The sequence below is a fragment of the Paenibacillus thiaminolyticus genome, assembly GCF_007066085.1.
GTDB classification, from domain to species: Bacteria; Bacillota; Bacilli; order Paenibacillales; family Paenibacillaceae; genus Paenibacillus_B; species Paenibacillus_B thiaminolyticus.
In genome coordinates this window covers 838,929-864,570 of record NZ_CP041405.1, presented here as the reverse complement: position 1 = coordinate 864,570, position 25,642 = coordinate 838,929, and the positions used below count along the sequence as shown (strand labels likewise).

The window sequence follows — 25,642 nt, the reverse complement described above, 5'->3', positions numbered from 1 at the left end:
GATGGTAGACGAGCGGGTAAAGAATCGGGTGGAGCCTGCTGCGATGTCTCCTTTGCAAGTAACAGATATCCTGACGGAGACCCAGGGACAGAAACAACAGGAGGCCTCTCTTTTTCTAGCTGTACATACCGATCCACATACGGTGTACCCGGATTTTTTGGAATTTCCTCTGCCGCTGGTGTCGGATCGGATGAAAGCATTATTGGAGCAATATATGCCGGGACTGGAATGGAGAGCGGCCATCCTTACCGATTTCCAGCAGGCCAGACAGGATGTATACTGGTTGCTTCGTCCGCCGATGGAGGACTGTTTGTCCGCACAGACGGAATGGTATCCCAATCAGACATTGAAGCGCCTCGTACTGAGACAGGGGGAGGTGGAGTCGCCTGTTTTTCGGATTAAGGGGCTTATCGAACCTCATATCTATATCCATTTGGCTGTGGCGGAAAGCTTACTGCGGCGATTCTTTACCGGCATTCGAGTACAAAGGGTCGAGATGGAGGCAGGAAGGAGGATAGAGTAAGGTGGATAATACACAGGTAAGACCGGGAAGCGGCGCGAAAAAAAGCTATGTCGTGGCAGGAGCGATCGTAAGCTGTAGCTATGGTACGCAGCCTACCCGTTTGAAAAGGCCTTTTAGCCATGGCGTCTACATAAAAAACAAAGCACAATTGAATATTGGAGATTACGTTCCGGGGGTGAACATTGAGTCTTTCGGGAATTGCTCAAGCCTGCTCAATCCAGCCGTACAGGCCAGTGAGATGGTAGACATTTATGGCGTGAAGAAGGCTCCGTGTGTTCCGGTGCTGACGATGCCGTGGCTGAACGGGAAAAGTGATATGAAGATCGAGGGGCAGCCTGCCTTGACGCAGAACTGCACCCTGCAGTGTCTATATTGCGGTCATATCCACATCGAAAATGACGGGCAGGAGTTGGATTAAGGAGCGGGAAGGAGACATGAACTCCCTTGAGTGTATTACATGACGGAATCGGGTATGAAAGTCTGCGTTTCTACGGTTCCTTTCAGCCTCAGCATATAGAGAAGCTTCAAATTACAAGGACCATCAACGATCACGCCTATTTAACGGTAAGCGGCATGCTGTCGGAAGAACAGGGAGCCGCCTGCATTGGACAGAACATGGAAGAGGAACCGATCGTTATCCGTCAATTGGATGAGCAGGGACAATCACGGAGACGATTGTTCCATGGCATTGTTACGCGCCTGTCTGTGCATTGCATTCGGGGCGTGTATACGTTTGAACTGGAAGCTGCATCGCATTCGTATCAGATGGATATCCGGATCAAGAAGCGATCCTATCAGGATATTCATCGTACCTACGCGGATCTGGTTACCACGATGATTCGAAAATACAAGTATGGAGATGCCATTGATACCTTAACGAATGATGCCAAACTGGGCGCTTTTGTTCTACAATATGAGGAGACGGATTGGGCGTTTTTACAACGCTTAGCCTCTCGCTTTGGGTCAGTGCTCGTGCCGGAGGTAACCGCAGCGTCGCCCAAAGTATTCTTCGGGATACCGGAAGGCAAACGGTACAAGGTGGAACGGAATGTAAGCTGCCAGGTACGGAGAACGTTCCATGAGCTGGAGAGGGGAAAGCCGGGAAAACATGCAGGCTCGTATGTGACCTACGTGATTGAAAACCTGGAATACTATGCATTAGGAGATATCATTGCGTTACCGATTGGATCAGGAAAAGAGCTCATTGTCGTTCGGGCCGTGACACGGCTGGAGGACGGCCTGCTGCGTACTCGCTATGATCTCCAGGCTGAACAGGATATTCGTCTTGCCCGTTATGAGAACGATCAAGCTACGGGGATTGCGCTGACGGGCAGCGTGTTGAAGGTACATCAAGACCTGGTACAACTCCAACTGGATATTGACCCCAAGCAGGACCCGGAGAAAGCATGCTGGTTCCCGGTGGCCACCCGCTATGTAGCGGAAGAACATAGTGGCTGGTATGATATGCCGGAGGTTGGGGAGCGGGTGGAGCTTTACTTGCCGACGAGCCGGGAACAGGAAGCCTATGTCATGGATTCGCGCCAGCATCGCCACGCGCAAGGGGAGCCGGACGTTAAAGTATGGAGACATACGCAAGGTAGCGGCGTGAACATGTCTGAACAAGAGCTGACCCTGTCTACCTCGGGAGCATTGTCAATTACACTCCATGAAGGGAACGGTATTACCGTCAGCAGCCCGGGCGATGTACAGATTCAAGGCGGTCACGTGAAGCTGGATGCAGGTCAGGAACTGTCGCTTACAGCGGGAAGTGCATTGTACCTCACAGGCGGAGCCAGCTGCATGGTCCTGGACGGTGAAACGGATATCAAGGCCCCGGTGGTGAATCAAGAGGGAACGGTAAAGGCTCCCGTGTTCGTCATGGATCTTCCTCCTGTGCCGGAGCCGCCGCTGATGAATGTGAAAGACTACGAAGCAGCACAAGCCGCAGCGCGGGAGGGTTCCACCACCAACAATGCCAAGACTCCGACTGCGAAGATCACGAGCCCAGCCGATCAAAAACGAGCGGATGGATTGCTGAGTACGGAGTCCAAGCTGCTAGGCTCCATTCCGGTGATAGGAGCAGTAGCGGGAGGGGCATTAGGCGGACTTGCCGGAGCGGCGGTGAGTGTGAGTCTGCTAGCAAGCGCAGCTGTTCCTGTTCGAAGTACAGGAACGAGCCGGGCTGGAGGTGCACAAGGCGGGTTGCATCCGCTGAAATATCTGGCCAGTCTGGTCATGCAAGGACTCATCAGTCAATACGAGCACGAGAAAGCCAAAGATGCCTATTATAGAAAGTGGCTGCTGGGCAAGGTATTTACAAGTGCGCGTGAGTTAGGAACACCCACATCATGGAACGATTTAGCTTCTTATGTCCAACGTATGGCTCAGTCTGCGAATGAGTTGGAGCAGGCATATCATCAGATTCCATCTGATCTGAGACAACGCTGGAAGGCGAACTACGAGCGTTACATGGCCGAGCAGCCGAAGCCGGAATTATGCAGAGTCAAGGAAGATAACCGGAATCTTTTTGAAAAATCATGGGACAGTATTTGTGAGCTAGGAAAAGGAGCCTATGAAGCAGCTGCCGAAAGAAATGAGAAGAAATTTGATTCCATTGGCAGCTTCCTTGACTATATATCCTCCGGAATTCCAAAGGCAATGTTCACCAGTTATATGGATCGGGCGGAACACTGGCTAGATTCACCGGCTGATGCAGCTAATCATCTAACGTTTGGAATTCATGGAATGATTCGCGGGGCGATGTTTCCGAAGGAAGTTGCTTCCCCTGAGCACTGGGCGGATTTACTAGGGACGTCCGGTTGGGTTGTAGGCGGTCCGGTAACGAAAGGATTAATTAAGTCACCCCAAAAAATGCTTCAAGCGCCAAAAGTAGGGGAAAGAACCAGTCCGAAGATTAATAAGCCGAAGTATGGTGTTGTACCAAAAAGTGGTGGGTCAACTGTAAACTGGGGTCAAGCGAAGACGTTTATCAATGAAAGATTTGAAGCCTTACAAAAGTCTGCTGGGCAATTGTCTAAGAATAAGCTGGCATACGATGGGCCAAGTGCGAACTATAAATCGTCTACGCAAAAACCTCTTGAACCGACGAAGAATCAAATCGAGGTGCGGAAATACTATCCGGGGAGCAATCCGGAGAATTCAGCGTCGGGATCTACGTTGGGGAAAAATAAGAAATCAAGTGGTGAGGGGACGGGTAAGATTGAAGGAATGCCTCCGATTGTTCAGTCTAGAGTAAACTTAAGAAATGGAAGTGCAGAAGAGGGGGCAGGTTTTAATCATGTACTAGATAGACATTTTAACCCTTCAAAGAATGCTTCCCAATTCTCAATTACACCTGACGAACTAAAGGGAGTTCTTCAAAGTAAAGAAGTTGTGAACACTCCAGTTTCAAGAGTTTTATACTCAGACATAAAGTTAGCAAATGGGACAATTGAGAAGCAGGCTAGATATGTAAGGGAAGTTACATTAGACTGCAACATAGGTATTGACAAGTTTAGTGGTTCTCCTACAAATATTATGACGGTATTAACTGATAAGTACGGGAATCTAGTTACTGCTACTCCAGGGGTGATAAAATGAAACTAATAGGAAGCAAACAGGAACAGGATTTCAGAAAGGAGTTAGAAGGCTCGAATATAGTTTTGGCTCAAGATGCTAAAGCAGAAGCGATATTGAATGTTTTGAGAACTACTTTTGGAGAAGTAAAAAGTGCATATATTTTGAATTGGACACCTGAACAAGGCGAAGATATATTCACTATTTTAGTTGACCTTGATAGAATTGCCAAAGTTGAAATTAGCAGAGTCAATCCTTCGGAAGTTCCTATAATCGAAACTTTTAATCTGAAGGATTTCCAAAGAAGGTTAAGTAAAATATTTCAAATTAAATTAGCCGTGGCGATTGATTTGGCGAAAAAGGAACATCAAAACGGTTAAATAATGAACCTTGATTGGTAACGTGCCGATCAAGGTTTCTTTTTTGGGTGGGGGCTACCCAGTGCCGAATGAACCCATCATTCAATCAATAAGACATATAACCCATGTAATACCCGTAAAAGATTTCGCCATTTTGTTTGTATGCACCTCAAATGCTTTAATTTTACATTAAAAGGTGGCGGATCTACTCTTCCAAAGGTGAATGCAAAGACGCCGGTGCCAAAAGTAGAGGCAAGAACCAGTGCGAAGATTAATAAGCCGAAGTATGGCGTTGTACCACAAGGTGGGGGGTCAACTGTAAACTGGGGTCAAGCGAAGACGGTTATCAAGGAAGGCTGGGAAGCCTTTCAAAAGTCCGCTGGGCAATTGTCCAAGAACAAGTTGGCATACGATGGGCCAAATGCGAACTATAAATCGTCTACGCAGAAACCGCTTGAGCCGACGAAGAATCAGATCGAGGTTCGGAAGTCTTATCCTGGGAGCGATCCGAAGAATTCAGCATCAGGATCTACGCCGGGAAAAAATAAGAACTCAAGTGGTAAGGGGACGGGTAATGATGCTTATGGAGGATATTATGAACGAAAAGATTTTAGAACGAAGATCTATAATGCTGAATACACCCCTCATGGCCATAAACATTTAAAAGCAAAGACTGCTGAAGAAGCAAAAAGGTTTAGTGAAACAGGTGACAAAAATGCACAATACTTACCTGATGCTAATAATAAGATAATTGAAAAAGAAGCACTGTCGAATGGACATATAATTGATAACGGAAATAATAACTACTACTTTATTTATGATACAGGCAAAGTTATTGGTTATGACAATGGTATACCTACTCAGTGGATCAGAGCAGAACTCACTAATGGTAATATATACCACGGGCATCCGATAGCAGGAGCTAGGTTAGACAAGTACCTCAGGAAATTAGGGATAAAATAATATGTTGGAGGATCTATTATGAGACAGTTTGTGAAATTGGACGTGCCTAAGCTAAATATCCATGCTATGAGAATTCCTACAGGTTGGTCAGTAAATAAAAATAATTTTTGGGAAATTGATCCATGCAATTTAGATCCAGATGATGATATTTGGTTTATGTTTACAGACAGTTTATTGCAGTTACATCATCAAAAAAAATCAATAACCTTGGATATGGGCTGGAGACCAGATTTTTTGCCAGAAGGTAATTTCTTGGTTGTTATTTTGATAAACGAAGACTGGGATAAACCAATCGAAAGGTTTGAATCTAACAATTATATAGAAGTAATAGAGTTTATAGAAACTAAATTGCTTGAAATTACAACTACAGATTGAATTGAGATGAAGATGATAGTTGGTTACTCAACTACCATCTTCTTTTTTTAGTTTAAGATTACTACTTAGGGGACGGGTAAAACTGGAGCATACAATCCATCTTTTAATGGAACTTCTGGTCGCCCGAATAATATAAACATTTGTAGACAGGGATCAAAACACATTCTGTAGCCATTCGTCGAAAATCACTCGGCGACTGGCTATTTAGTTTCGTTTGAATGTGAATTGAGTTACTGCCAGGTACTATAATTTCAAGAGTATGTTCTGATTTTTGACCTATTCAGAAAAGGGTTACATTAACATAAAGGAGATTAAAAAAGTGAATACTGAGGAATTTGTAGAACCGGGTATCTATACATAATATAAGTGAACGTACTAAAAAGGGATTTTGGAACTACATAGAAAATTATAAACAGGAAGAACCAGATGGGTTTTCGGAAGTGTTCGGTAATGTAGATATGAATTTTTTGAAAATCATATTAGTAAAATTAGTTTAACAATTAATTATACGTTTGATGAGCCAATAAAATTTGTATCTGCTTTTATAGATGTTGAATATGAGGGTGAAGAATTAGGTGTTTATCAATGTTTCTTTTAATTAGATGGAGATGACTTAGATGATTATTTTAGATGATTATTTAACTCAACTTTCGCAGAGCCAAAATTGACGTAATCGTATATACAGCATGGGATAAGTTCGAATGAAATAGTTGGCTTAAAAAATAGGGGTCGTTGTCCGCCTGTAAACCGGTGTTCATCTCTTAGCCACTGGTAGATCCGTATGCCGGTATGCTCTGTTTCCGGGAAAGTAGGCGATCTTCCTCCAGCCATTTGTCCACGATCTCCATATATGGCCCCATAACTGGACTTTTACTCTTTCTTCTACCAATCGATTTGTTCCAGTTGGGCTGATCTGCGTACTTCTTTCGCGGTTCTCCAGTGAATGCCCATCTGTCTGGCGATGTCACGGATCGAGCACCCTTCTGCTTCGCGTAAAAATCGGATATAGTGTTGTTCCTTCGTCAAGTTTTCAGAAAACGGGCTGACAAGTGCTTTTTTGCATTCAACTTGAGCATTTTTACGCTGCAATTCAAGGCAGTTTTAGTCAGAGGCCAGCAAGCCTATCATGCCCATCTCTCCATATAAAACCAGTTACTTTTTCTGCATAAACTATTGCTGCAAAACTAAGCATCCTTGCGTTGCAACAAACAAGTTGTAGAAGATTATACGTATGGAATCATAAGAAAGGAATATGCCTCAAATCATCCGAAGGCGCCCAAATCAGGTGAACTGATCGGACACCCCATCACAACAGTAGCCGGACTATTAGAAATGATGGAACAGTCTCGTTTGTTGGTAAGGGCACTCTGAAAAAAGATGGTGAAGTATTAAATATATACAGGGGCAATGGTATGACTGTTGCGACTAAACCAAATGGTGAATTTGTTACCCTACTTGAAACGGGTAAGGGTATGGACTTAAGTATTCTATTTGTGCCTTAAAAAAGGAGAGATTCTTATGCTAGAAAAACTTACAAGTATCTTTAAGAGTAATTCCATTCAGGATATTTACTTAGTTGGTTTTGTCGATATTGAAGATGGAGTTGCGAACTTCTGTCCAGATATGCGGTATTATTATTTTGAACTGGGGGATCAATGTATCGAATTTGAATCAATTGAGCAGTACGCTAAACTAAGTGTGAGGATAGTAGATTCAATACGATATCAGTTCGAAATTGATGAGGATATGCACCCGTGTAAAACATCAGTAAGTCAAATAATATTGACAGATCCGATGTCGGCTAAAAATACCGTTAAAAGTATTATCATTAACGGGATGGAACTGAACAATAAAGAACAAATTATTTGTAATAGCATTCAGCTAAACTTAATTAATGGACAGGAATTGTTTATAGACCCATCCTTTTATTTCGGTATAAATATTGGAGGGGCTGAACAACGAAAGTTCTGGATTGAAAATCTTTTAGATGACACAAAATATACTGAAAAAATAATAGAAGTCTAAAAGGCGGGTTGCATCCGCTGAAATATCTGGCCAGTCTGGTCATGCAAGGACTCATCAGTCAATACGAGCACGAGAAAGCCAAAGATGCCTATTATAGAAAGTGGCTGCTGGGCAAGGTATTTACAAGTGCGCGTGAGTTAGGAACACCCACATCATGGAACGATATCGCTTCTTATGTCCAACGTATGGCTCAGTCTGCTAATGAGTTGGAGCAGGCGTATCATCAGATTCCATCCGATCTGAGACAACGCTGGAAGGCGAACTACGAGCGTTACATGGCCGAGCAGCCGAAGCCGGAGCAGGAACCATCCAAGTCGTGGCTGGCTATTCTGGGCGAAGCCCAGCTCATGGAAGCGGAAGCCAAACTTATGATGGGTCAGCAGATGGCGGACGGGGTGTGTCGCAGATGTCGGTGGAGAAGTTGTAAAAGGAGCCGGAACGGCCGTTTTAGAAGATTTGACGTTAGACTTCCCACTCCTAAAAAAGGAATACACTTCAGATCATCCGAAGGCGCGTAAAACAGGGGAAGTGATCGGGCACCTCATCACAACGGTAGGTGGATTATTTGAAATGGCTGGTGCTGTATTGGGAGGAGGCGCTGGTGTTACATTATCAGGTACGGGAGTATTATCACCTGTAGGCGTAGCTGTTACTGCAGAATCCGTCGCTTTAGCAGCACATGGAGCAGGAGTAACGTATCAAGGTTTATCTAATACTGGTGAAACCCTCAATGAGCTGTATCAAATGTTTAAAAGCGGAGGGTCAAATAGTCCACCGCCAAAAAAGCCTTCCCCGCAGAAACCAAGCAAGCCCGAAGCGCCGAAATCAACGGATTCGAACAAGTCCTGGGGGGAAAGGTGAGGGTGACGGATTTGCTAAAGAACCCTTTTTACCTGATGAGTATTACAAAAACAACATTGCACCAATGCAAGGAACTCCGGGAGATAGATTTGATTTTAGTCGCTTAGGTTCTAGTGGGAAAATAGAGAAATCCAGAGTCATTTATGATCAAGGAGGGAAACAAAAGTATAGAATTGATTATAGCGACCATGGAAATTCTGCTCATCATACAAATCCGCATATGCATGAGTATATCTATCAAGATGCAGGGAAAAGTTTAAAAACAGAAATTAAATACTTTATGGACACGCTTACAGGTAGACTGAGACAAGGTGTAATCGATGAGGCAACAAACAGTATCAAATTTATTGATTAGTGAAGGAGGAAAAAATCTGTGGTTATTGAAAATTATGAACTCATAACTGGGAAATTGAATGTTTTAGGCTCTTGGATTTACAAGGAGATAGTTGGAATTGATTATAATATTGATATTGATTATGAAGATAATTACACTACGACACTTAATATTCTTTTCTTTGTATCCGTTATAGAAACAGGGCAAAGGTTTAAGCTACTGGTTAGGTATCATAATGTCTCTGACTTAAATTTAAGAAAAGTAACCAATCTTTACCTGACGAGGGGTTTGATAATCCACGACAACAAAGAATTAGGATGGGATATTACTCAAAGATATCATGTTCATGATGATAGTGGATATGGGGAAGACGATGGGTATAATTTTATCGACTTTTACTGTAGCTCTATTGAAGCTATCTCATTGGATGAATTCTAGTTTGAAATATTTTCTTAAGTATGTTTTTGGGGTGTGGATACCCAATACTGAGCAGACCTGCCCTCAAACAAAAGTAAAGAATCCCCAAGTAACAAAAAAAGAAAATAGATTGAGACTACATATTGAGATCGTATAATAAAATTAAACTGAACATTTATAAATACACTTGGTAAACTTTTAAAGGCTTATTCCAACTTGAACCATGAGTAGGAATGAGCTTTTTTGCCCTTCAGAAACAAGTTACTTATGTCCGACGTATGGCCCAGTCTGCTAATGAGTTGGAGCAGGCATATCATCAGATTCCGTCCGATCTGAGACAACGCTGGAGGGCGAACTACGAGCGTTACATGGCCGAGCAGCCGAAGCCGAAGCAATAACAATCCAAGTCGTGTCTGGGCGAAGTCCAGCTCAGGGAAGCGGAAGCCAAACTCATGATGGGTCAGCAGATGGCGAACGAGTTGAAGTATGCCGCAGATGTCGGTGGAGAAGTTGTAAAAGGAGCAGGAACGGCCGTTTTAGAAGTTTTGACGTTAGACTTCCCACCCCTAAAAAAGGAATATACTTCAAATCATCCGAAGGCGCGTAAAACAGGTGAATTGATCGGGCACCTCATCACAACTGTAGCCGGAGTATTAGAAATGGGTGGCGCTGTATTGGGAGGAGGCGCTGGTGTTACGTTATCAGGTACGGGAGTATTATCACCTGTAGGCGTAGCTGTTACTGCAGAATCCGTCGCTTTAGCAGGACATGGAGCAGGAGTAACGTATCAAGGTTTATCTAATACTGGTGAAACCCTTAATGAGCTTTATCAAATGTTTAAAAGCGGAGGGTCAAATAGTCCACCGCCGAAAACGCCTTCCCCGCAGAAACCAAGCAAGCCCAATGGGAATTTCGCCTGGGGGGGAGGGTACGGGAAATACTCTATCAATAACATCATCTTTAAAAAAAGACCCTAAACTAGTTAAAGCAGCAGAGCAAATGGGTAAAGATAAAGCCACACAACAACAAGTAGATGAGATAATACAAAAATTTATAAGGGGAAATACAAATCCTGGATTAGGGAGTAAGAATTTATTTGGATGGCGGAAGGGTCTTTTATAGGATGAAGGATAGTAAGATGGAGATTCTAGGTAAATCAAAAAAAGAACTATATGGGAAATAAGGAGTGATATGAGTGAAAATTAAAAGAATTAATTTTCCAACTTCATTACAAAAAGTAGAAAATATAAAAGATGATAATATTGACGTTTTTGTGGAACTAGATGATGGTTTTACCTATACTCTAGTTGTCGGTACTCCCAAAAACCTTGAGACATTAATGGAAAAAGAAAACATCGAATATCTTCCTGCCATGCCACCAATGATTATTGTTAAGGAGCTTACAGAAGAAAATATTAGAAAAGCGCTCGATACTTTTCTTGACAATAATGCTTACTGGTTAAAATTATACTATTTAGCAGGAGAATTGGATATGGAAATACTTGAAAATACATTAAGTAGAATTAAATCTGAAATTGAAGAAATTTTGTGAACTAAAATTTCAAAATAATTATATAAAAGCTAAAATATGGCGGTTGCCTTTAAGATAACCGCTTTTATAATTTTTTTGAATTTGAAAAATCATGAGGTACGTATGTGTACCCGGAAATTATTGTAGTTAAACATACTACGTATAATCCTTCATGAGCTTTTACTCGCAAACCTTGCATGAAAATAGCGAGAGTTTACTTTGTGTGCCAACTTCCCATAATAATATGAGGATGTGTAAGACGTTTTTTATGGTGGCCTTTACCCTGTCTAATAAACTGTTAAGGATAAGTTCTGTGTACAAACTGTTTTTTGCAAGTGAAAAATGCTCAATTTTGCAGCCAAAAGGGCCAGGGGCACTTGCCAACCTCCAAAGCTTACAAAGTGATTCGTTCCATAGCTTATTTGAAACGGAAGCTGCCTGTAAACGAGAGAATGTGTGCATGGTGCACCAAGCGGTCGACCAGCGCAGACGTGAGTTTGGTGTCCCCAAAGATGGAGGTCCACTGGCCAAATTCCAAGTTAGACATCACTTTGCCTTTCATAACAATCCGTGATTACATTGAACAAGAGTTCCGCCCTCGTCTGGCACGTACCTTCGCCTCTGTCTAAGGAGATCTGCGTCAAATTCAGTTATTCCCCACGGAAATGAAAGAGCATATTTGGAGGAGACATATGGACAAAAAAATCATCTCAACGATATATGACTTTTGTTTAGAAGAAGATTATGATAGTACTTTGGTAGAAACGCTAAATTTATTAAAAAATAGCTCTGCTATAAATGCACTAGAAGGCGATAGTATTACTTTTCTTAGTAGCATGATTCCCTTGGTTGAGGATAACAGTATAAAGGCTCAAATAATTGAAACTATTGTCGAGTCTCCACATTATGTTAGCAACGATACTAAACTGTTAGACGAGTATATAAGATTGGTTTCGTTAGGGGAAGTGATTGTTCCAGAAGCAGTCAGATGTTTTGGTGCATTTTCAGTTTCTGGCAATACTATGAATGAAATTTTTACTAAATTGGCGGAATCTCCAAATAAAGAAGTGGCAATTGAAATCTTAGTGTTAATGGCCAAAAGGGATTGGGGAGATTTACCTAGTCACCTGGAATCATTCGCTAATGAAGTTGAAACGCTCCAAAGGTTAAGTTACCGCTCCGGGGTAATCTCAACATTTTTGTTAATTGTTCATCCTTTGTGTTCAAGGTATGCACATATCAGTTCATTTTCATTTGGATATCCATCTACTGAAGTAGCGGTAAATGATTGGGCGTGGGTAACACCAGAAAGCACAAAATATATGTTAGATAGAAAAATTGTCAGTCCAAAAGAAGCAAATATATTAGTAGAATTAGGGCGTTTAATACGCAGTGACAAGAACCTAGTTGCAGCAGATATGACAAAATTGTATACTCGTTTTTTTGAAGATAAGAATCCTTTTGATGTGATGTATACTTTGCCCGAATAATATAAAGATTTGTAGACAGGGATCAAACCACATTCTGTAGCCAGTCGTCGAAAATCACTCGGCGACTGGCTATTTAGTTTCGTATGAATGTGAATTGAGTTATAGCCAGGTACTATAAATTTCAAAAGTATGTTCTGTTTTTGACCTATTCGGAAAAGGGTTACATTAACATAAAGGAGATGAACAAGTGAATACTGAGGAATTTGAGAACTGGGTCTCTATACATAATATAATTGAACGTACTAAAAAGGGATTTTGGAACTACATGGAAAATTATAAACAGGAAGAACCAGATGAGTTTTCGGAAGTGTTCGGTAATGTAGATATGAATTTTTTGGAAACCAATATTAGTAAAATTAGTTTAACAATTAATTATACGTTTGATGAGCCAATAAAATTTGTATCTGCTTTTATAGATGTTGAATATGAGGGTGAAGAATTAGGTGTTTATCAATGTTTATTTTCATTAGATGGAGATGACTTAGATGATTATTTAACTCAACTTTCGTAGAGCCAAAATTGACGTAATCGTATACACAGCATAGGATAAGTTCGAATGAAATAGTTGGCTTGAAAAATAGGGGGCATTGTCCGCCTGTAAACCGGTGTTCATCTCTCAGCCACTGGTAGATCCATATGCCGGTATGCTCTGTTTCCGGGAAAGTAGGAGATCTTCCTCCAGCCATTTGTCCACGATCTCCATATATGGCCCCATAACTGGACTTTAACTCTTTCTTCTGCCAATCGATTCGTTCCAGTTGGGCTGATCGGCGTACTTCTTCGCGGTTCTCCAGTGAATGCCCATCTGTCTGGCGATGTCACGGATCGAGCACCCTTCTGCTTCGCGTAAAAATCGGATATAGTGTTGTTCCTTCGTCAAGTTCTCAGCAAACGGGCTGACAAGTGCTTTTTTGCATTCAACTTGAGCATTTTTACGCTGCAGTTCTAGGCAATTTTAGTCAGAGGCCAGCAAGCCTATCATGCCCATTTCTCTATTTAAAACCAGTTAGTTTTGCTGCATAAACTATTGCTGCAAAACTAAGCATCCTTGTGTTGCAACAAACAAGTTGTAGAAGATTATACGTATGGAATCATGAGAAAGGAATATGCCTCAAATCATCCGAAGGCGCCCAAATCAGGTGAATTGATCGGACACCCCATCACAACAGTAGCCGGACTATTAGAAATGATGGAACAGTCTCGTTTGTTGGTAAGGGTATGGACTTAAGTATTCTATTTGTGCCTTAAAAAGGAGAGGTTCTTATGCTAGAAAAACTTATAAGTATCTTTAAGAGTAATTCCATTCAGGATATTTACTTAGTTGGCTTTGTCGATATTGAAGATGGAATTGCGGACTTCTGTCCAGATATGCGGTATTATTATTTTGAAGTGGGGGATCAATGTATCGAATTTGAATCAATTGAGCAGTACTCTAAACTAAGTGTGAGGATAGTAGATTCAATACGATATCAGTTCGAAATTGATAAGGATATGCAACCGTGTAAAACATCAGTAAGTCAAATAATATTGACAGATCCGATGTCGGCTAAAAATACGGTTAAAAGTATTATCATTAACGGGATGGAACTGAACGATAAAGAACAAATTATTTGTAATAGCATTCAGCTAAACTTAATTAATGGACAGGAATTGTTTATAGACCCATCCTTTTATTTCGGTATAAATATTGGAGGGGCTGAACAACGAAAGTTCTGGATCGAAAATCTTTTAGATGACAAAAAATATACTGAAACAATAATAGAAGTCTAAAAGGCGGGTTGCATCCGCTGAAATATCTGGCCATTCTGGTCATGCAAGGACTCATCAGTCAATACGAGCACGAGAAAGCCAAGGATGCCTATTATAGAAAGTGGCTGCTGGGCAAGGTATTTACAAGTGCGCGTGAGTTAGGAACACCCGCATCATGGAACGATATCGCTTCTTATGTCCGACGTATGGCTCAGTCTGCGAATGAGTTGGAGCAGGTCTACCATCAGATTCCATCCGAACTGAGACAACGCTGGAGGGCGAACTACGAGCGTTACATGGCCGAGCAGCCAAAGCCGGAGCAAGAACCATCCAAGTCGTGGCTGGCTATTCTGGGCGAAGCCCAGCTCATGGAAGCGGAAGCCAGACTCATGATGGGTCAGCAGATGGCGTACGAGTTGATGTATGCCGCAGTATTATCACCTGTAGGCGTAGCTGTTACCGGAGAATCCGTCGCTTTAGCAGGACATGGAGCAGGAGTAACGTATCAAGGTTTATCTAATACTGGTGAAACCCTCAATGAGCTTTATCAAATGTTTAAAAGCGGAGGGTCAAATAGTCCACCGCCGAAAACGCCTTCCCCGCAGAAACCAAGCAAGCCCAATGGGAAGCAGCCTGAGGGGACGGGTAAAGGTATTGATTTGTCTAAATCAAATAACCCAAGTGATTTCCTGAAAACTGCAGTAGAAAGACAAGGTTTGGATAAATCGCCTGGAAGATTCAACGAAAAATGGACAGAAGGAGATTATAAGTACGAGGTTAGAGCACATGAAGCTGAATCTCAATACGGAAAAACTGGAAGCATTTATAGGGTGAGTAGGCAGAAACGTGGAGAGGGAACAGAGTATATGGATACCAATGGAAAGTGGCATCATGAAAGTACGTTAAAGGAAACTTATAAAGACGGTCGTCCAAACCCATTATTTAATGAAAATGCTGCTAGAGATACACATATTCAGTTACCGTGATTAGGGGTGTTAATTTTGAGTGAACAAAGATTCTTAATGAATGAAAAAGAAGTAATTCAAGTAGTTGAGAATATCAACGAATACGTTTCTAAGGAACTTTGGATGGATTTTGATGTTGCCTTATCCAATGGTTGGGATTTAACAATTATCGGTCGGTTGGATAATACCTTAAAAGAGGCTAACATTGAGATTACTTTTGAGCAAATATCTTTTGTTTCAATCCCTTTTGGATGGAAAACCGATACTTCAAGTCGTGTGATTCAATTAGCCACTCAAAAAGAAATAGAAGAATTAACTGACAAATTTGAAGTGGAAATCGGTAATTATATTTTTAAGTTTATTGCAGAAGGTTTTAATAATGAAAAGTATTACTTCGTGGGAGCGAAGAAAATCTCATGTCTATTACTTGATAAACAGACAGGAAAGCTAGAGTAAACAGTAAGTAGAAAATGGTTTTAAAAATCATGTTTTAGTAAAGACCTTGATTGGCTTCCTACCTTTCAAGGTTTTTCTTTTGGTGGAGGTTACCCAGTGCCAAATAAACCCTTCATTCTATCAATAACACATATAACCATGTAATACCCGTAGAAAAGATTTTTCCAATTTGCTTAGTCACACATTTATGCTTTAATTTTATACCCTGAATAACGTAACAGCGTTACATTTAACAGGTTCATTATGATTAGATAGCATCAGGATTGACCTGTTTTTTGTTGTCTTCGTTTTCTCACATTTTTTTCAAAATAAAGGAAACTTTTGAAGCCGTGCTCCGCTGGGTAGAGTATCTAAGACATGCGAAGGGTCAAATCTTCCACCGCCGAAAACGCCTTCACCGCAGAAACCAAGCAAGCCCAATGGGAAGCCGCCTGATGGTAAGGGGACGAGTAGTGGGCGTGTGAGGATTCAATACAAAAAAGGAAAAGGCGCCAATGAAGCGAATTTTGAAACATTTATTTCATCAGGAAGACAACTTACAAACTATCATGTTCAACTTGAGTAGTTCAAAAAGGAGTGGAAAAAATGATTAAACCTGTTTTAAAAAATTTGCACATTTCATTTGTACAAAAACCGATTGATATCAATAATTTTGTTATAGGCGTAGATGTTAACATTTCTACAGAAGATGATGAAGGGGCAGATATATTTTACTGTAGAGTTATGACACCCCAAAAATTAAATGAGATTTTATTGGAAGACGGTGTTGTGAGTGGAAGAGGAATATTTGTTGTACATGAGCAGGATATGGAGTCTAATCTAAAATTAGTAGAACAAAAAATAAATAAATTCCTTAAGGCATGTGCACGTGAAACATGGGAAGAAGTAGCATTGGCTATAAATTATTATTTAGATTGGGAGTACTATGATCCTAGTTGTGGAGTGGCTGATTTTTACAAATCAACTCGCAAACTAGAATTATGCTCAACGTGTAACGGAAGTGGATTTCTACCCAAAGTAGAATAAAGATAAGTGAGTATATATTTCGATCTTGAGGTCTGTCCATCATTTTGTATAAGCGAGGTTTTCGTAAAATTAGCTTATAATATGCATAGAAAACGGGGTCTGTCAGGGATTTTGTGTAAACTCTTTTATATGAACCTCCCCCCAAGGGGGGACTCAATGGAAAACTCTGGTCTGAATTAACCAATTGGATCGGCTACAACTTAGTTGGTCAGAAAACCCTCATGGTCTTTTGGCCACCGCATTGAGCACGAGTATTCCAGCTACGATGCAAAGAAGGGAATGCTCATGGATGTCAAACTGGAACGGTGCGCAGGGCTCAATTTAGACATAACCAGAAAAGGAAGTTTCTTGTGATTGTTTGGAAGGGCCCGGGTGTTTTAAACTCAATAGATTCCCGGCTGCCGCTTGCTTTTTTGTTTATTGTGTCGGGAATTATTATCTGGTATATGGGGAAAACGCTTAACCCCAAATCAGGAAAAGTGCAAGTTGATGCGGATACGGGGGAACGATATCAAACGGGTGTGGGTAAAGGAAAAGCCCTGGAATAATGCCGGGGCTCATCTTTTTCCGAATGCGTCGTACATGGGCTTCTCACACCTAATGCAGGTGTATTTTCCACCGATCCATTTCCCCTTCATGTTGGCGATGCTGTTGCCATGACATGATGCGCTCCAATATACTATGGTTTTCTTTTTACCAGAAATATGGTAATGTAAACTTAGAAACCCATCATTTACAGTCACCTATACTTTTTTTAGGAGGGTGTTTAAATGAGAAAGGTATTGCTCACCTTAACTGCTTTGACTTTGTTTGCAGTTCCCGTTTTATCTGCTTCTGCGCAGCCAAGGACTATTCAGAATGAGGCCGTTCCAGTTTTCAGCACAATGGATCGACTGGATATAGTCGAAGATGAAATACCAGATGAGGGAGAGTATAAAGGTTCATTTTATTATGAGCCTAGTTTCGGAAATGAAATCCGTTACCATTTGTGGGATAAAGACGGTGTAGGAATGACAATAAAAATCTATAACGAAAATAATAAACAAGTCGCGATAGGAAAAACCACTAAAACCAAAAATCAAATAACAAAATCTTTTAGACCGGGAAAATATACAGGCTTCTATAGATACATCATTGTTCCCAATGATGGCGGAAGTGGTTATCAATTCGAGTTTTCCTCTAGAGCTTTCTAAGTTAAACAAGAGCCGTAGGAAGTATGTGAACTGCCCCCCATCAAGTAGACAATACAAAAAGTAAAAATTCTTTAAGCGGCCTTGGTTCTGAATTCCATTGGAACAAGGCCGTTTAGTTTTGCCTGTAATCGTTCGTAATTGTAAAAGTGGATGTAGGCCTGGATGTCCCCCTCGAGCTCCTCAAAGGTATGGTAGGTATGTAATAATACTTCTCGCATTTTAGAGTTCCCAAAAAGATTCCATTGGATCGTTATCGATGCACCGTCCAACACGGGACATACTCTGGGTCATTTCGTTATCGTCCAAGATCTTCTTGAAGCCAAGGAGGTATATTGGTAACCCCGGTCGCTATGAAACAAGGGCTTGCTTCCTGGAGCTTTTTGCAATGCCTGTTTCATTGTCTGAAATACGAGAGAATTATTATTGGAACGTCCAAACACATAAGAGATGATGATTTGTCATGAAGATGAATAACTCGACTTTACGTGAACTCCCCGGATAGATAATCTTTTACGGCTTGGAGCTTGAGTTCCGTAGAATAACTTCTGTTGTGAGTGTTCTAAAGCAGAAGGTTTTATTATTTCACCTGTCTACTTAAGGGGAGCATATCACTCTCTTCGTTTCTCCTTATTCATAAAAGGGTTGGCAAATCATTCCTTTGTTCTAAACTTAAATAACCATTACCGTTTCTGGTAATAAAGCAGTTAACTTAGGTAATTCCCATTTATTCGAAGGGTATTTGCTTATCGAAATGATCAGTTTTTAAGACTCTTTTTAGACTAGAAATGTAGATACAATCCAAAAAATATATATATGCAATGGGTAATAGAAATAAAATAAATATTTCATGCTTTTACCTTTTTCGTGATTATAAAGTAGTAAGAAAGGTAAAGCTAAAACCATGAACCATTGATTATTCTGAAGCAATGCTTGAAAAGAAGAAATATCTACTTGGCTTATAAAAATAAGTGCTGAAAATAAGAGGTAATAAATACCAGTATTCTTTGCATTTTTCCCAAATAAATAGAATCCAATACCAAGAAGTACAATAATGTAACCACCTTCAACGAACAATATGGAAGGGATAGTGGTAGTAATTAATTTGAATAACAATAACATAGTTGGATTTTCCATATGACTCATCAAAAGGAGTGATAAACCTGAACCAATGAAGGGAAGCAAAGTTAAAAGAGAAAAACCAACAACCTTTTTATAATTTCTATTTTTAAAACAGTCGATAATTTTTTCACATCCATAAATGAGAAGGCAGATTACAAACATAGTAGAAAATATATTAGCAAATAGCACTGCACCATCGCTTCTTGGGAATAATGAGTTTAAAACATTATTTCCTACATTCATCCCCACAGATCCAACCCATAAACGAAGTAAGTACTTCTCTCTGCTACGAGTATGTCTCATCCCTTGTGTTACCATAAATATAAATAATGGCGCAGCTATTCTTCCAAGTATTGTGAATAAAATAGGGATATCTGCTACGACTGAAAAATTAGCATAGATATGATCTAACGTCATGAAAAATAAGGCAATCAATTTTATTTGAAAACCATTCAAACCTTTTTTCATTACTTTTCCTCCTATAGTTAATTCAAATTCATTGATCTGAGATGCTTGAAGTAATGAAATATGACAGATTACGATTCTCTTTATGAGCGGTATATTGCTTTACTATAAACTTAAACGAAATATTCAACCATTTATTTGCCTTACAAATACTTACACCATTGAAAGAACAGGTGGATTGGAACAATAACATATCCAGAACTCCTGTGTTTATTCATACATACATAAAGACCGCGAGTAGTTACTCACGGCTCTTTGCTTTTCGTTTGAATTGGTTGGAGGTTAATATTATGTAATATATTTTCTTGCTTATCCTAGGAATAATAGAATACCGTAATTATACATTATCGTCTTAATTACCCAACGCCGCTGCAACTGCACGGACAGGAGCGTATGTCACACCGTCGATAAGTTCACCCGGTACAGGCACGCCATTGATTGATGCCGTTTTGGTCTGCTGATTGCACCCCACTCTCCAGCCTTTCCCTAGCGCTCCGCCCGAGAATCAATCCATTCAGGCTTCCCTCAGCAGCCTTCTTGTCGTTGCTTCGAACCCATCATTTCGGAGTTTATTACAAATCTTTAAAGTATTTTCAAAAACAAGGACACGAGCCGGCATTTTTTGGTATACTCGAAAACATCATTTTTTGACAAGGAATATACGTCATCCAGCACCTTATATAGATAACTTTGCTGTGTGACGAGCTAAGGGGGAAAGACATTGCTTAATATCAACCGAAGCAGCAACATGAAATGTATGAACGATAGCATACCGTGACCAATCAGGGACGCAGTATCCGATTAAATTTTTGCAAAAAAGGAGAAGAACATGAAAAAAATTATTTCTTTGATGTTATTTTTTATCCTTTCATTTACGAGTATTCCTCTTGCTTCTGCTCAATCCATCGCGAATTGTAATTTGCATTGCTTCTCTGCCGGAACGCCGGTACAAACGACTTCAGGCTTCAAGCCGATTGAAGAGATCCGCATCGGTGATTTTGTACTGACGAAGGATGAACTTACAGGAAAAACAGGATATAATGCAGTTATTGAATTGTTCCAGAGACAAGCAAACGAAACGTATCAAATTACGGTCAAAGGAATAACGATAACGACGACGGAAGAGCATCCGTTCTGGATTCCTGGACAAGGTTGGGTGGAGGCAAGACACCTAAAAGCAGGTGACCTGCTTCAAAATCCAGAAGGCAAACTTTATCCGATTGATCGTATCGAGATTAAGAACGACATCACCACTGTGTATAACTTCCGTGTCGAAGGAGTACATAATTATTTCGTAACCGAGCTGGAAATATGGACGCATAATTGTGGAGCCGGCGGAATAAGAAGTATCCCGATGAGAGCGCCTACAGGGGGAGGCGGAGGATCTAGCCAGGCGTCTAATGTTGGAAAAGCAAAAAACAATTTAAAACCTGATAACTCCGCAATTGGAGCACACACTACATTTAAACGAGACTCTAATGGGAGTGTAACAAACTACTCAACGTATAAACCACAAACTAATACGAATAACCCAAATAAGTGGGAACAAGTAAAGCGGTATGACGGTGTTGGTAAAGGCGATGGTCATTATAACAAAGTAACTGGGCAAAAGGTTAAAGAACCACACGTCCATGATCCTAAGACTCCGGGAGGAGTTAGAGAACCTAGAAGATCAGGGAAAGAAACCCCTATGAAGTGGTGATTAAAAATGGATATATTAATTTGGTTGGAGAATTGGTTTTTACAGAACTGCGATAACGACTGGGAGCATAGTTATGGTCTAAGAATTGCCACATTGGATAACCCCGGGTGGTCTGTAGAAATTAGTTTAAATGATACCGTTCTAGAGGAAATGGAATATACAAAAACAATTATAGAACGTAGCAATAACGATTGGATTCATTGTTTTGTAGAAGAAAATACTTTTAAGGGATACGGTGGACCAAACAATCTTAGAGAGATACTGGAGATATTTAAAAATTGGGCATCAATTAATAATTAGACTAAATGACCTTGATTGGTTTCGTGCCTTTCAAAAGAGTTTATTCAAAGGCTAATTCCTCGCATGTTTTCTACATGCTTGAGGAATTGGCCCTTTTTATTATCAAAAATAAGGAGGCTTTCTTATGAGTCCTTATCGCCGTGCAAGTTTTCTTCAGTGAAAAGTGAGCCGTTCATTCACGGATCAAGTAAGGCGAGGGAACAGCTGGCTGGCGCGTACCAATTCGTGCCGTTCCGATTGGCGAGCCGCCTCGCTCGTGGATACTCTCGAATGCTTGCACGGCGGCATTGGCCACTTCGATGTCTTGCGCGCTTGTGCCGCCGCTTACGCCGATCCCCCCGACGATGCTCCCTTTTTTGACAAGCGGAATGCCACCGCCCAGGATAACGATTTTTCCTTGATTCGTCGTGTTGATGCCGAAGGACGGTCCGCCGGGAAGAGCTGCCTCCGACAGATTGGATGTCGGCATTTTCATCGCTGCACTCGTCCATGCCTTGTTGAGGGCGATATCGATAGCGGCGATCCGGGCATTATCCATCCGGTGCAGTGCGATGAGGTTCGTCCCTTCGTCGACGATAGCGATCACCTCGGCCAGACCGAGCTCGCGAGACTTGCGTTCCGCGGCAGCGATCAGCAGCTTCGCCATGTCCAATGTCAGTTTGATCAACTTCATTCACTCCCCGATGTTCATCTGATGTATTGTATGGTCATTCACCCAGATACGTGATTAGGGATAGAATTGCTGTGGATGTCGGAGTCATTCGAGGATTTGTAATGCGGGAGATGTTAGATGTTATCTGAAAGGAGCAGAAAGCGTGAATTCCATTCTTGAATGGGATATGGAGATGTGATCGAGTAAATAAGCCGCTCCCCGGTTCAATACCGGGAAACGGCTGCTGTAGAAGCTGTCGATTTCGTTCGGCAGCTCTTTTTATTTTCCGATTGGATTGAAATATTCGATATCCTCTTTGTACAGGCTATACGCTTCGCCATACTCCATCACTCTGGCTACATCCGAGATGAAGGCTTCGTCATAGCCGGCCCGCCGCAACAAATGGAAGCCCATTTCCATCCCGGAGGCGATGCCTGCTCCGGTAATGATTCGGCCGGTATCGACAATGCGTGCCCGGCTGATCGTGCACGCCGGCGCAAGTTCGGCAAGGCGATCGATAGGCACCTTGCCCATGGCGGAAGCTTCCAGCCGATCCGGTTCTTTACGGCTGGTCGCCGGCAGCCCGTCGAGCAGCCCCATGTTCCCATAGATCCAGGAGCCTGTGCATACGCTGGTCAGCAAGGTCGACTCGGGCAGGGAGCGTATAAAATGGTGCAGCCGCTTGTTGTAGGTCTCCTGCCGGGTTCCGAACCCGCCGGGGATAAGAAAGGCATCCATATCCGGCATGTCGTTGAAGCTGTAATTGGGGTGGACCGTAAGGCCGGCCTGGGTCTGGACGGGTCTTAAGGCATCCGCGACGAGAAAGGCGTCAAGCCCGGGATCCAGCCTGCGCGCTACCGAAAATACGCCGTATGGCGCGGCATAATCGACGACTTCGGCATCTTTGAAAATATAGACACCCAAGCGGAAACCTTGTTTTTGACTCATTTTTCATCCTCTCGCTTTCCTATCGAATTTTGAAATCGATTTGTAATATTGTTGCGAGATTTATGATATCATGGAATTAGCTATCGCAGTCATGAGGAAATACGATAGAACGTATTTCGTTTTTCGATATCAGGAGGGAACCTATGATAGAATTGCTGGAAGGAAGAGTCATGAAAACGTTTATTGCCGTGATGGAAGAAAAAAGCTTCAGCCGCGCGGCAGAGCGGTTAGGATATGTTCAATCGACAGTAACCACCCATATTCAGTCTCTGGAGCAGGCTTGCAAGCAGAAATTGTTCCATCGCTTGCCGCGTGGCGTAAAGCCTACGCCCGCCGGTGAAAAAATGATGAAGTATGCCTATCAATTTGTTCATTTGGGCTCTTCGATTGAGGAAGCGATGAATGAGCTGGAGCAGCCGAAGGGCACGGTATATCTTCGCATGCAGGAATCTTTTTTTCTGACACGCTTTTCTTCTTTTATGCAGTATTTCGTGAACAAGTACCCCGAGGTGAAATTGCAGATTGAAGCGGGATTTTATCAGGATATTCTCGATCATGTGTTGGAGCATGCGATTGACTTCGGCATGGTCCCGCGCGATCCGCAGCGGCATGACGTCATCTTTTATCCCTTGGTGGAAGAGAAATTGATTTTTATTGCTTCCCGGGCGCTGATGAGGGAGGTGGAGACGGAAGGTCTTGAGCGGCTAAGCCAAGAGGTCTTGATCAGCTTCGGGACCGACTGCTTGTATCATACGCAAGCGAGCCAAGCGCTGCAGGAGGCGGGGATTGCCGTGAAGGAGGCGCTGGAGCTCCCCAGCCTTGATATGATTAAGCAATCCGTGAAATGCGGATCTGGATTTGCTCTCATTCCGGAAATTGCGGTGCAAGCCGAGCTAGCCGCAGGAGAGTTCGACGTGCTCCCCATCGGTTCGGACATCCGCTCAACGCACGGAATGATCGTTCATAAAAGCAGAGAATTAAGCTTCCCGGCCCGATTGCTGCTGTCGGAATGGACAGAGCACTCCAATGTGCATTCTTATGCTGCTAAAAGGTAAGATTCGTAGAAAAGGGCGAAAAATGAATGGTCATTCATTTAATTCTGTGTTAGGCTGAAATACAGAATATTACATGTGAAGGAGGGGAAGGGATGATTCAAATAAATGATGTTTTTACATGGGAAAGAACGTTTACTAAAGAAGATGTTTTGGAGTTTGGACGTATTTCAGGGGATCAAGGCAGTCATCATGTAGAACCTGATGAAAGAGGACGTGTAATGGTTCAGGGCTTATTAACTGCTAGTATAGGAACAAAAATTGGCGGTGATCTGAACTATATCGCAAGAGAGATGATAAGTGAATTTATTCGGCCTGTTTTTACTGGCGATACGATAACATGTGAAGTAACGTTAACCAAGATTGAACAATTGGAAGGCTTTAAGAAGATCGAATTAAAGTCGGTTTATAGGAATCAACACGGAAAAGAAGTGCTCATCGGTTCGAGCCATGGAATTATAAGAGACAAAAATGCCAAGAATTAAGCTTCCCGGCCGGATTGCTGCTGTCGGAATGGACAGAGCATTCATTGTACATTAGCTTGACATGGAAAAGCCTCCACGAATAAGCCTCCACAGCCAGAAGGGCGAGGAGGCTTTTGGTGTTCAAAATTATTGTGTTCGACGTTATCTTCACGTACGCCCTTGGATGAGACGAGTTCCCTTCTTGCTCGCGGCGCTGCTAATCGCGGTCATCGGCAGGCGAAGCCGGTCGGAACGGATATGTCCACGCTGCGCGAGCAGCCATTTCAGCGGAGCGGGATTCGGTTCGGAAAAGAGAAACTGAATTAGCGGCAGCAGTTGATCGAATAGTCGCCGCGATTCATTGATGTTATCCGCCTGATACTGCTCATACACTTGCACGAACTGATCGCTGTCCAGATTCGCGCTGGCTAATATTCCTCCAGCCGCTCCGCAGCACAAGGAAGCAAAAAAGAGTTCGTCCTCTCCACACAGAACCGGCTTGGTCATCGTGCGGGCCAGTGCGGCGAGCCGCTTCAAATTGCCTGTGCTTTCTTTGAGACCAATCACATGATCCATCCTCATGATTGCTTTCATCGTCTCCAGTTCAAGCTGAACTCCGGTGCGATAAGGGATATCGTATAGAATAACGGGCAGCTCCGCCTCGGCAAGCGCCTGAAAATGCTGGATAATGCCTTGCTGCGACGGTCGATTGTAATAGGGCGTGACGACGAGAGCGGCATCCGCCCCCAGCGATTTGGCCTGCGCGGTTCTTCTCACGGTAGCCGACGTATTGTTAGAGCCGGTCCCTACAATGAGCGGAATGGCTTGGGTTGCCGGGATGGACTGGCGCGCAGTCCGGATGAGGTCTTCCAGCTCACGGGATTCAATTACCGGGGATTCCCCGGTCGTTCCATTCACGATTAGGCCGTGAATTCCTTTGCTCACCAAGCGCGCAATCAGTTTTGTGAACGAGTCGAAGTCTACATTCCCGCTGCGATCGAAGGGCGTCACGATAGGAACCATAACGCCGCGCAATTGCTCTTCGGTAAGCACTGCTATCCACTCCATTTCTCAATATAAGTGATGAACGATGCATG

30 protein-coding genes and 1 pseudogene are annotated in these 25,642 nt (G+C 42.3%); 25 read left to right on the top strand and 6 right to left on the bottom strand.

Annotation, left to right across the window (positions count from 1 at the left end; all coding sequences use genetic code 11):
- The first annotated feature begins 1 nt into the window (after position 1).
- From FLT43_RS03895 to FLT43_RS03835, 13 genes are all read left to right on the top strand, one after another.
- Positions 2 to 523: a hypothetical protein gene (locus tag FLT43_RS03895; RefSeq protein ID WP_087441035.1), complete on the top strand. Its 522-nt coding sequence runs from the start codon at positions 2 to 4 to the stop codon at positions 521 to 523.
- A 1-nt stretch (position 524) separates the two neighbouring features.
- Positions 525 to 941: a DUF4280 domain-containing protein gene (locus FLT43_RS03890; protein ID WP_087441014.1), complete on the top strand. Its 417-nt coding sequence runs from the start codon at positions 525 to 527 to the stop codon at positions 939 to 941.
- Positions 942 to 967: 26 nt separating this feature from the next.
- The gene (locus FLT43_RS29945) at positions 968 to 4,123 is read left to right on the top strand and encodes a contractile injection system protein, VgrG/Pvc8 family (RefSeq protein WP_244194068.1); all 3,156 of its coding nucleotides are present in this window, start codon (positions 968 to 970) and stop codon (positions 4,121 to 4,123) included.
- Complete coding sequence (locus tag FLT43_RS03875) at positions 4,120 to 4,479, top strand: hypothetical protein (protein ID WP_087441013.1); 360 nt, start codon at positions 4,120 to 4,122, stop codon at positions 4,477 to 4,479. Before FLT43_RS29945 ends, FLT43_RS03875 begins: the two co-directional genes overlap by 4 nt.
- A gap of 216 nt (positions 4,480 to 4,695) precedes the next feature.
- Entirely contained in the window at positions 4,696 to 5,421 is a 726-nt protein-coding gene (locus FLT43_RS29940; RefSeq protein WP_244194067.1) for a hypothetical protein, read from the top strand.
- Between the two features lie 18 nt (positions 5,422 to 5,439).
- On the top strand, positions 5,440 to 5,796 hold the full coding sequence (locus FLT43_RS03865) for a hypothetical protein (RefSeq protein WP_087441012.1): 357 nt from the start codon (positions 5,440 to 5,442) through the stop codon (positions 5,794 to 5,796).
- 1,518 nt (positions 5,797 to 7,314) lie between these two features.
- Positions 7,315 to 7,821 carry a hypothetical protein gene (locus FLT43_RS03860; protein ID WP_087441011.1) on the top strand — a complete coding sequence of 169 codons (507 nt, stop codon included), beginning with the start codon at positions 7,315 to 7,317 and terminating at the stop codon, positions 7,819 to 7,821.
- A gap of 8 nt (positions 7,822 to 7,829) precedes the next feature.
- Positions 7,830 to 8,339, top strand: a complete 510-nt coding sequence (locus tag FLT43_RS03855) for a hypothetical protein (protein WP_087441010.1) — start codon at positions 7,830 to 7,832, stop codon at positions 8,337 to 8,339.
- Positions 8,340 to 8,551: 212 nt separating this feature from the next.
- Entirely contained in the window at positions 8,552 to 9,037 is a 486-nt protein-coding gene (locus FLT43_RS03850) for a hypothetical protein (protein ID WP_087441009.1), read from the top strand.
- Positions 9,038 to 9,055: 18 nt separating this feature from the next.
- Positions 9,056 to 9,454 (top strand): hypothetical protein, encoded by a 399-nt coding sequence (locus tag FLT43_RS03845; RefSeq protein WP_087441008.1) that lies wholly within the window; start codon positions 9,056 to 9,058, stop codon positions 9,452 to 9,454.
- A gap of 212 nt (positions 9,455 to 9,666) precedes the next feature.
- Positions 9,667 to 9,831 (top strand): hypothetical protein, encoded by a 165-nt coding sequence (locus FLT43_RS29200; RefSeq protein WP_164776698.1) that lies wholly within the window; start codon positions 9,667 to 9,669, stop codon positions 9,829 to 9,831.
- A gap of 54 nt (positions 9,832 to 9,885) precedes the next feature.
- Entirely contained in the window at positions 9,886 to 10,410 is a 525-nt protein-coding gene (locus FLT43_RS03840; protein WP_087441007.1) for a hypothetical protein, read from the top strand.
- Between the two features lie 218 nt (positions 10,411 to 10,628).
- Positions 10,629 to 10,985: a hypothetical protein gene (locus FLT43_RS03835; RefSeq protein ID WP_087441006.1), complete on the top strand. Its 357-nt coding sequence runs from the start codon at positions 10,629 to 10,631 to the stop codon at positions 10,983 to 10,985.
- A 397-nt stretch (positions 10,986 to 11,382) separates the two neighbouring features.
- On the opposite strand, the pseudogene FLT43_RS03830 reads toward FLT43_RS03835, so the two are convergent.
- Positions 11,383 to 11,560: pseudogene (locus FLT43_RS03830) on the bottom strand (ATP-binding protein); the annotation flags it as partial.
- Positions 11,561 to 11,656: 96 nt separating this feature from the next.
- On the opposite strand from FLT43_RS03830, the gene FLT43_RS03825 reads away from it, so the two are divergent.
- The 8 genes from FLT43_RS03825 to FLT43_RS03790 all read left to right on the top strand — a co-directional run bounded on the left by FLT43_RS03825 (position 11,657) and on the right by FLT43_RS03790 (position 17,843).
- Positions 11,657 to 12,454 carry a hypothetical protein gene (locus FLT43_RS03825; RefSeq protein WP_087441034.1) on the top strand — a complete coding sequence of 266 codons (798 nt, stop codon included), beginning with the start codon at positions 11,657 to 11,659 and terminating at the stop codon, positions 12,452 to 12,454.
- Between the two features lie 187 nt (positions 12,455 to 12,641).
- Positions 12,642 to 12,965 carry a hypothetical protein gene (locus tag FLT43_RS03820; protein ID WP_087441005.1) on the top strand — a complete coding sequence of 108 codons (324 nt, stop codon included), beginning with the start codon at positions 12,642 to 12,644 and terminating at the stop codon, positions 12,963 to 12,965.
- A 752-nt stretch (positions 12,966 to 13,717) separates the two neighbouring features.
- Positions 13,718 to 14,224, top strand: a complete 507-nt coding sequence (locus FLT43_RS03815; protein ID WP_087441004.1) for a hypothetical protein — start codon at positions 13,718 to 13,720, stop codon at positions 14,222 to 14,224.
- 8 nt (positions 14,225 to 14,232) lie between these two features.
- Positions 14,233 to 15,189 (top strand): hypothetical protein, encoded by a 957-nt coding sequence (locus FLT43_RS03810; protein ID WP_087441003.1) that lies wholly within the window; start codon positions 14,233 to 14,235, stop codon positions 15,187 to 15,189.
- 15 nt (positions 15,190 to 15,204) lie between these two features.
- Complete coding sequence (locus FLT43_RS03805; RefSeq protein ID WP_087441002.1) at positions 15,205 to 15,624, top strand: hypothetical protein; 420 nt, start codon at positions 15,205 to 15,207, stop codon at positions 15,622 to 15,624.
- A gap of 585 nt (positions 15,625 to 16,209) precedes the next feature.
- A complete protein-coding gene (locus tag FLT43_RS03800) occupies positions 16,210 to 16,650 on the top strand; it encodes an Imm8 family immunity protein (RefSeq protein WP_087441001.1) in 441 nt (146 codons plus the stop codon).
- Between the two features lie 350 nt (positions 16,651 to 17,000).
- Positions 17,001 to 17,198 carry a hypothetical protein gene (locus tag FLT43_RS03795; protein ID WP_087441000.1) on the top strand — a complete coding sequence of 66 codons (198 nt, stop codon included), beginning with the start codon at positions 17,001 to 17,003 and terminating at the stop codon, positions 17,196 to 17,198.
- Between the two features lie 222 nt (positions 17,199 to 17,420).
- Complete coding sequence (locus FLT43_RS03790; RefSeq protein WP_087440999.1) at positions 17,421 to 17,843, top strand: hypothetical protein; 423 nt, start codon at positions 17,421 to 17,423, stop codon at positions 17,841 to 17,843.
- 71 nt (positions 17,844 to 17,914) lie between these two features.
- On the opposite strand, the gene FLT43_RS30765 is transcribed toward FLT43_RS03790, so the two are convergent.
- Together FLT43_RS30765 and FLT43_RS03780 are read right to left on the bottom strand one after the other, a co-directional pair.
- Positions 17,915 to 18,115: an IS3 family transposase gene (locus tag FLT43_RS30765; RefSeq protein ID WP_115057871.1), complete on the bottom strand. Its 201-nt coding sequence runs from the start codon at positions 18,113 to 18,115 to the stop codon at positions 17,915 to 17,917.
- A 502-nt stretch (positions 18,116 to 18,617) separates the two neighbouring features.
- On the bottom strand, positions 18,618 to 19,430 hold the full coding sequence (locus FLT43_RS03780) for a TraX family protein (protein WP_087440997.1): 813 nt from the start codon (positions 19,428 to 19,430) through the stop codon (positions 18,618 to 18,620).
- 826 nt (positions 19,431 to 20,256) lie between these two features.
- On the opposite strand from FLT43_RS03780, the gene FLT43_RS03775 reads away from it, so the two are divergent.
- Entirely contained in the window at positions 20,257 to 21,129 is an 873-nt protein-coding gene (locus tag FLT43_RS03775; RefSeq protein ID WP_087440996.1) for a polymorphic toxin-type HINT domain-containing protein, read from the top strand.
- A gap of 6 nt (positions 21,130 to 21,135) precedes the next feature.
- Positions 21,136 to 21,429: an immunity 53 family protein gene (locus FLT43_RS03770; RefSeq protein ID WP_087440995.1), complete on the top strand. Its 294-nt coding sequence runs from the start codon at positions 21,136 to 21,138 to the stop codon at positions 21,427 to 21,429.
- 172 nt (positions 21,430 to 21,601) lie between these two features.
- Here FLT43_RS03770 and FLT43_RS03765 read toward each other — a convergent pair whose 3' ends face one another.
- Both FLT43_RS03765 and FLT43_RS03760 read right to left on the bottom strand, forming a co-directional pair.
- Complete coding sequence (locus FLT43_RS03765; RefSeq protein WP_307719688.1) at positions 21,602 to 22,102, bottom strand: GlcG/HbpS family heme-binding protein; 501 nt, start codon at positions 22,100 to 22,102, stop codon at positions 21,602 to 21,604.
- Positions 22,103 to 22,360: 258 nt separating this feature from the next.
- Positions 22,361 to 23,029, bottom strand: a complete 669-nt coding sequence (locus FLT43_RS03760) for a DJ-1/PfpI family protein (RefSeq protein WP_087440993.1) — start codon at positions 23,027 to 23,029, stop codon at positions 22,361 to 22,363.
- A gap of 143 nt (positions 23,030 to 23,172) precedes the next feature.
- Here FLT43_RS03760 and FLT43_RS03755 point away from each other — a divergent pair, with 143 nt between their 5' ends.
- Both FLT43_RS03755 and FLT43_RS03750 read left to right on the top strand, forming a co-directional pair.
- Entirely contained in the window at positions 23,173 to 24,084 is a 912-nt protein-coding gene (locus tag FLT43_RS03755; protein WP_087440992.1) for a LysR family transcriptional regulator, read from the top strand.
- A 92-nt stretch (positions 24,085 to 24,176) separates the two neighbouring features.
- Positions 24,177 to 24,566 carry an FAS1-like dehydratase domain-containing protein gene (locus tag FLT43_RS03750; protein WP_087440991.1) on the top strand — a complete coding sequence of 130 codons (390 nt, stop codon included), beginning with the start codon at positions 24,177 to 24,179 and terminating at the stop codon, positions 24,564 to 24,566.
- Between the two features lie 147 nt (positions 24,567 to 24,713).
- Here FLT43_RS03750 and dapA read toward each other — a convergent pair whose 3' ends face one another.
- Positions 24,714 to 25,598, bottom strand: a complete 885-nt coding sequence (gene dapA / locus FLT43_RS03745; RefSeq protein ID WP_087440990.1) for a 4-hydroxy-tetrahydrodipicolinate synthase — start codon at positions 25,596 to 25,598, stop codon at positions 24,714 to 24,716.
- Positions 25,599 to 25,642: the final 44 nt, after the last annotated feature.